At 64.9% G+C, this 4825-nt stretch carries 4 protein-coding genes; 2 read left to right on the top strand and 2 right to left on the bottom strand.

Annotated features, from left to right (window positions below):
* Positions 1–74 precede the first annotated feature (74 nt).
* Entirely contained in the window at positions 75–1442 is a 1368-nt protein-coding gene (locus tag WBF82_RS16125; RefSeq protein ID WP_424383988.1) for an aromatic ring-hydroxylating oxygenase subunit alpha, read from the bottom strand.
* A gap of 89 nt (positions 1443–1531) precedes the next feature.
* On the opposite strand from WBF82_RS16125, the gene WBF82_RS16120 reads away from it, so the two are divergent.
* The gene (locus tag WBF82_RS16120) at positions 1532–3292 is read left to right on the top strand and encodes an N-acyl-D-amino-acid deacylase family protein (RefSeq protein ID WP_424383987.1); all 1761 of its coding nucleotides are present in this window, start codon (positions 1532–1534) and stop codon (positions 3290–3292) included.
* Positions 3293–3295: 3 nt separating this feature from the next.
* Here the strand turns inward: WBF82_RS16120 and WBF82_RS16115 are convergent, their stop codons facing one another.
* Complete coding sequence (locus tag WBF82_RS16115; RefSeq protein ID WP_424383986.1) at positions 3296–3871, bottom strand: TetR/AcrR family transcriptional regulator; 576 nt, start codon at positions 3869–3871, stop codon at positions 3296–3298.
* A gap of 92 nt (positions 3872–3963) precedes the next feature.
* Between WBF82_RS16115 and WBF82_RS16110 the strand changes: the two genes are divergently transcribed.
* Positions 3964–4825: oxidoreductase (locus WBF82_RS16110; protein ID WP_424383985.1), on the top strand; the 862-nt coding region annotated here is incomplete at its 3' end.

Below are 4825 nucleotides of genomic sequence, written 5' to 3'. Positions count from 1 at the left end.
GCATCGAGGATCGACTCCGCGCTAACGGCTTCCGTCACTGATCTCACCCCCCTTGTTCATGCCGCCGCTCCTCCTCATCGCTGCACTCTGCATCGTCGCTTCGCGGCTGGGGGTGCCCCCACTGCATCGTCGCCGGCGCGAAGGCGATCCGATGGCGGCAGGTCGAGATAGCGTTCGAGGTTGCGGTGCATATTGATCACCCGCCGCTCCTCGTTGGACAGCGTCAAGTGCGTGAACCCCGGCTGGTGCATTCCGCGCTGAATTCCGGCCAACACGTTGATGTCCTGCGTCATCACCAGACCGGGCTCGGCTTCATTCGCGGTCATCCGAACGTCGGCGGGCTTGATCCGCGGCGCACCCGGCGCCATCCGCGTCCACAACAACATGACAAACTCGCCGTGATCGGGATCGGGCCCTGGACGTGCGGCCATCACCGTCAAGTGATCAGCGTTGGCCAGCAGGCTCAGATTCGGAAAGACGTTGTACTGGTGCAGCCGCATCACCTGATCGGTACTGGCCCAACTTAAATCGACGCCGCGCGAAGCAGCGAAAGCTTTTGTCTGTTGGGCGATTACGTCTTTGACCGACTGGCCCTGCCGATCGTCCGGCAACGGTGTGCCCTCCACGACGCCCATCAGTGCTCCCTGGGTGCAGACGTAGGCGTCCCACACCTCGGCGTCGGTAGGCGTGTGCTTGAGATGCGGGCTTGGCAGACCGTAGAGCTGCTCGGACTTGCCGGTGTGCCCCCAAATCATCTGTGGGGCATAGACATCATCCATGCACCGGTGCAATTCAGGATGCAGCGTCTGGACGTGGTAGGTCTCGCTGAACCCGTCGGCGATCGTCTTCCAATTCGCATCGACTTCGATCGTCATGGTCCCGTAGCACCGGAAGTCGCCGAGACCGAGCCACGCGATGTCCTGTGGGATCGCCTCCAAGTAGTCGGCCAGCGGCGCCGCGTCGACGTCCAGGTTGACGAACACCAGCCTCTCCCAAGTGTCGACGCGAACCGCGACGAGCGGCAGCTCAGACATCTGCAGTGTCCCGAATCCTTTGCGGTTCGGGACCCGCTTGAGGATGCCGCGCAGATCCCAGGTCCAGCCGTGGTAGCCGCAGCGCAGTTCACCCAGGCCTGCGCCGGAGCCGGCGCACAGCGAGTTGCCGCGATGGCGGCACACATTCTGGAACGCGCGAAGGGTCCCGTCGTCGCCGCGAACGATGAGTACCGAGTAAGGGCCGCAGCGGTATTCGAAATAGTCGCCGGGCTCGGCGACGTGGTCGACCGCGCACGCGACCTGCCACACCTTCGGCCACATCCGCTGCACCTCGAGCTGTGCAAACGCGGGGGAGTAGTACCGCTCCGCGGGCACCAGGGTCGGACGTTGCGGCGGCGCGCCGATCGCGTCCTCTCGCTGGGCTTGAGGCGCGGCTTGTGTCGTCATCGAAGCACTCCCATCGCGTCTGTAACGGTGTTACATTATCTTCCGCGGTTCACTGTAGCCAGCCAGCGGGGCAGACCAAGGGAGTAATCGTGTTCGACCTCAAAATCACCGGCGGCACCGTTGTGGACGGGACAGGTGCGGACCGATTCGACGCCGACGTCGCGGTCAAAGACGGCCGAATCGTCGAGGTGCGTCGGCGCGGACCCGGCAGCTCGCCGCTGGAAGGCGAGGCCGCCGAGACGATCGACGCGACCGGCAAGATCGTCGCACCCGGATTTGTCGACATCCACACCCACTACGACGGTCAGGCTAGCTGGGATAACCTGCTGGAGCCGTCCAGCAATCACGGGGTGACCACGGTTGTCATGGGCAACTGCGGCGTCGGCTTCGCGCCGGTACGGCCCGGCAAAGAAGACTGGCTGATCGGCCTGATGGAAGGTGTCGAGGACATCCCCGGCAGCGCGCTCACCGAGGGCATGTCGTGGGGCTGGGAGAGCTACCCCGAATACCTCGATGCCATCGGAAGAAACGAATTCGCCGTCGATGTGGGCAGCCAGGTCGCCCACGGCGCGGTTCGCGCCTACGCGATGGGCGAGCGCGGCGCCCGCAACGAGCCCGCCTCACCCGACGACATTGCGGCGATGGCGCGCCTGGTGCAGGAGGCTGTCGAGGCTGGCGCGCTTGGCTTCTCGACCTCCCGCACCCTCGGTCACCGCGCGATCGACGGCGAGCCGGTTCCTGGAACCTACGCTGCCGAGGATGAGCTGTTCGGGCTTGGTCGGGCCATGGCCGCCGGCGGCCAGGCCGTTTTCGAGCTGGCTCCCCAAGGTGTGGCGGGCGAGGACATCATCGCGCCCAAAAAGGAATTGGAGTGGATGCAACGCCTCGGCGCGGAGATCGACCGGCCGATTTCGTTCGGGATGATCCAAGTGGACGCTGCCCCGGATCTTTGGCGCGAACAGCTGGACATCTCGGCGGCCGCCCACGCGGCGGGCAGTCGGTTGTATCCCCAGATCGCCGCGCGACCGTTCGGCATGCTGTTCGGCTTCCCCGGGCACCACGCGTTCACCCACCGCCCAACGTTCCGTACGTTGAAGGCCGAATGCAGTCGCGAAGAGCTCGCGCAACGTTTGGCCGACCCTGGCGTCAAGGCCGCGATCCTGTCCGAGGACGATCTGCCGCCAGACCCAAATAAGTTGTTCGACAACATGTTTGCGCTCGTTCAATATTCGCTTGGCCGGCTGTATGCGCTGGGCGATCCCCCCGACTACGAGCCGACTGACGAGCGCACCGTTGAGAAAATCGCCGCCGAGCGAGGCGACGACCCACTGGCCACGCTCTACGACCTCATGCTCGAGGCCGACGCCACGTCGATGCTGATGTTGCCGTTCTACAACTACTGCCACGGCAACCACGACGCAATCCGGGAGATGCTCTTGCATCCCGCGGGTGTGGTGGGGCTATCCGATGGCGGCGCGCACTGCAGCATGATCTGCGATGCGTCGTATCCCACCTTCTTGCTGACCCACTGGGCGCGTGATCGTCGACGCGGTGAGAAGCTGCCGCTGGAGTATGTAGTGCGCAAACAGTCCCGCGATACCGCTCAGCTTTTCGGGCTCTCCGATCGGGGTGTCATCGAGATCGGAAAGCGGGCTGACGTCAACGTCATCGACATGGATGCCATCACTTTGCATGCTCCCCGGATGGCCTACGACCTGCCGGCGGGTGGGAACCGGCTCGTGCAGGGTGCGTCTGGCTACTGCGCCACGATCGTCAACGGCGTCGTGACCCGGCGCGATGGCGCCGATACCGGTGCGCGACCGGGCCGGCTGGTGCGGGGCGCGCGCTGAGCGTCACTGGGCGACGGCCTGGTCGATCAGCGTCTGCGCTGCCGCGCGGGCCTGCGTCCACGGCGATGGGTCATCCAGCGACGTAGCCAGGGCAGCCGCGCCTTCATAGAGCACTCCGAGCTCGCTGCCCAGTAGCTGCGGGTCGGCGGCGCCCGCTTGTTTGGCCAGCTCGACCAGCTGGCTGGTAAAGCCGCGCTTGTTGGCACGAACGATTTCCTGCACGCCGGGCATGGCTCCGGCAGCTTCGACGGCCGCGTTGTGGAAGGGGCAGCCGCGCAGGGGTCCACTGGGCACCGTCGGCGCTTGGAAAACAGCCAGCAAGCGCTCGCGCGGCGTTTGGTCGGCAGCGTCCACGGGATTGGCGACGCGGTGCTCGATGCTGCGCAGATACTCCTCAACCATCGCCGTCTTGCTCGGAAAGTGTTGGTAGAGCGTTCGTTTGGAGACCGATGATTCGGCGGCGAGTCGTTCGACGCCGGTGGCGTTGATGCCCTCCCGGTAGAACAACTCCGCGGCAGCATCCAGGATGCGCTGCCGCGCGCCTCGGCCACCCTTGGTTGGCGCCTGCTGCTTGCTCATAGCTGGAGTATACCGACCGGTTTACATCGGACGTCAAGGGGTGTAGCGTGGCCTCGGATAGAAGTACACCAATCGGTTTACTAGGAGTGGATATGACAAATCGATCGCCCGTGGTATTGGTTACCGGCGTCTCTTCGGGAATCGGCCGGGCTGTAGCCAGCGCCTTCGCGGAAAAGGGCTTTGAGGTCTTCGGCACCAGCCGCAACCCGCAGTCGACGGAGCCGGTTGCCGGACTGGAATTGGTCCAGCTCGACGTCACCGACGCCGCGTCGGTCACTGCCGCAGTGTCCACGGTCGTTCAGCGCGCCGGTCGCATCGACATCCTGGTCAACAACGCCGGCGCAGGTGTCTTTGGCGCCGCGGAAGAGACCTCGGTCGGCCAGGCGCAGCAGCTGTTCGAAACGAACTTCTTCGGGTTGGCGCGGCTAACCCGCGAGGTGCTGCCTTACCTGCGCGCACAGCGCAGTGGCCGGATCATCAACATCGGCTCGGTGCTGGGATTCCTCCCGTCGCCGTACGGCTCGTTTTATGCGGCCTCGAAGCACGCGGTGGAGGGCTATTCGGAGTCCCTCGACCATGAAACCCGCGAATTCGGTGTGCGGGTCTCCGTCGTCGAGCCCGGCTTCACCAACACGTCGTTCGAGGCCAACGCCATCGATGCGGATTCACCGCTGGGCAGTTACGAGGCCGTTCGCGAGCACGTCAAGCAGGCCATCGCTGAGGCGTTGTACAGCGGGGATGATCCCGCCGTCGTCGCTCGGGTCGTGCTCAAGGCCGCGACCAGCCGGAGGCCGAAGTTGCGGTATCCTGCCGGACCGCTGGCGCGACGGCTGGCTTTGCTGAAGAAGTATGCGCCGGCTGGCTTGCTGGACAACGGAATTCGCAAAGCGAACAAGCTGAACAAAGCACCCAAGCCGACACCGGTCGAAAAGTCGGTGAGGGCCACAGCTACGC

Source organism: Mycobacterium sp. (assembly GCF_049673265.1).
In the GTDB taxonomy this organism is placed as follows: Bacteria; Actinomycetota; Actinomycetes; order Mycobacteriales; family Mycobacteriaceae; genus Mycobacterium.
This window is presented reverse-complemented; position numbering and strand designations above follow the sequence as displayed.

Bases quoted from the DNA above. Each gene is read 5' to 3' on its own strand.
- WBF82_RS16125 (WP_424383988.1), bottom strand. From the start codon at position 1,442: ATGACGACACAAGCCGCGCCTCAAGCCCAGCGAGAGGACGCGATCGGC.
- WBF82_RS16115 (WP_424383986.1), bottom strand. From the start codon at position 3,871: ATGAGCAAGCAGCAGGCGCCAACCAAGGGTGGCCGAGGCGCGCGGCAG.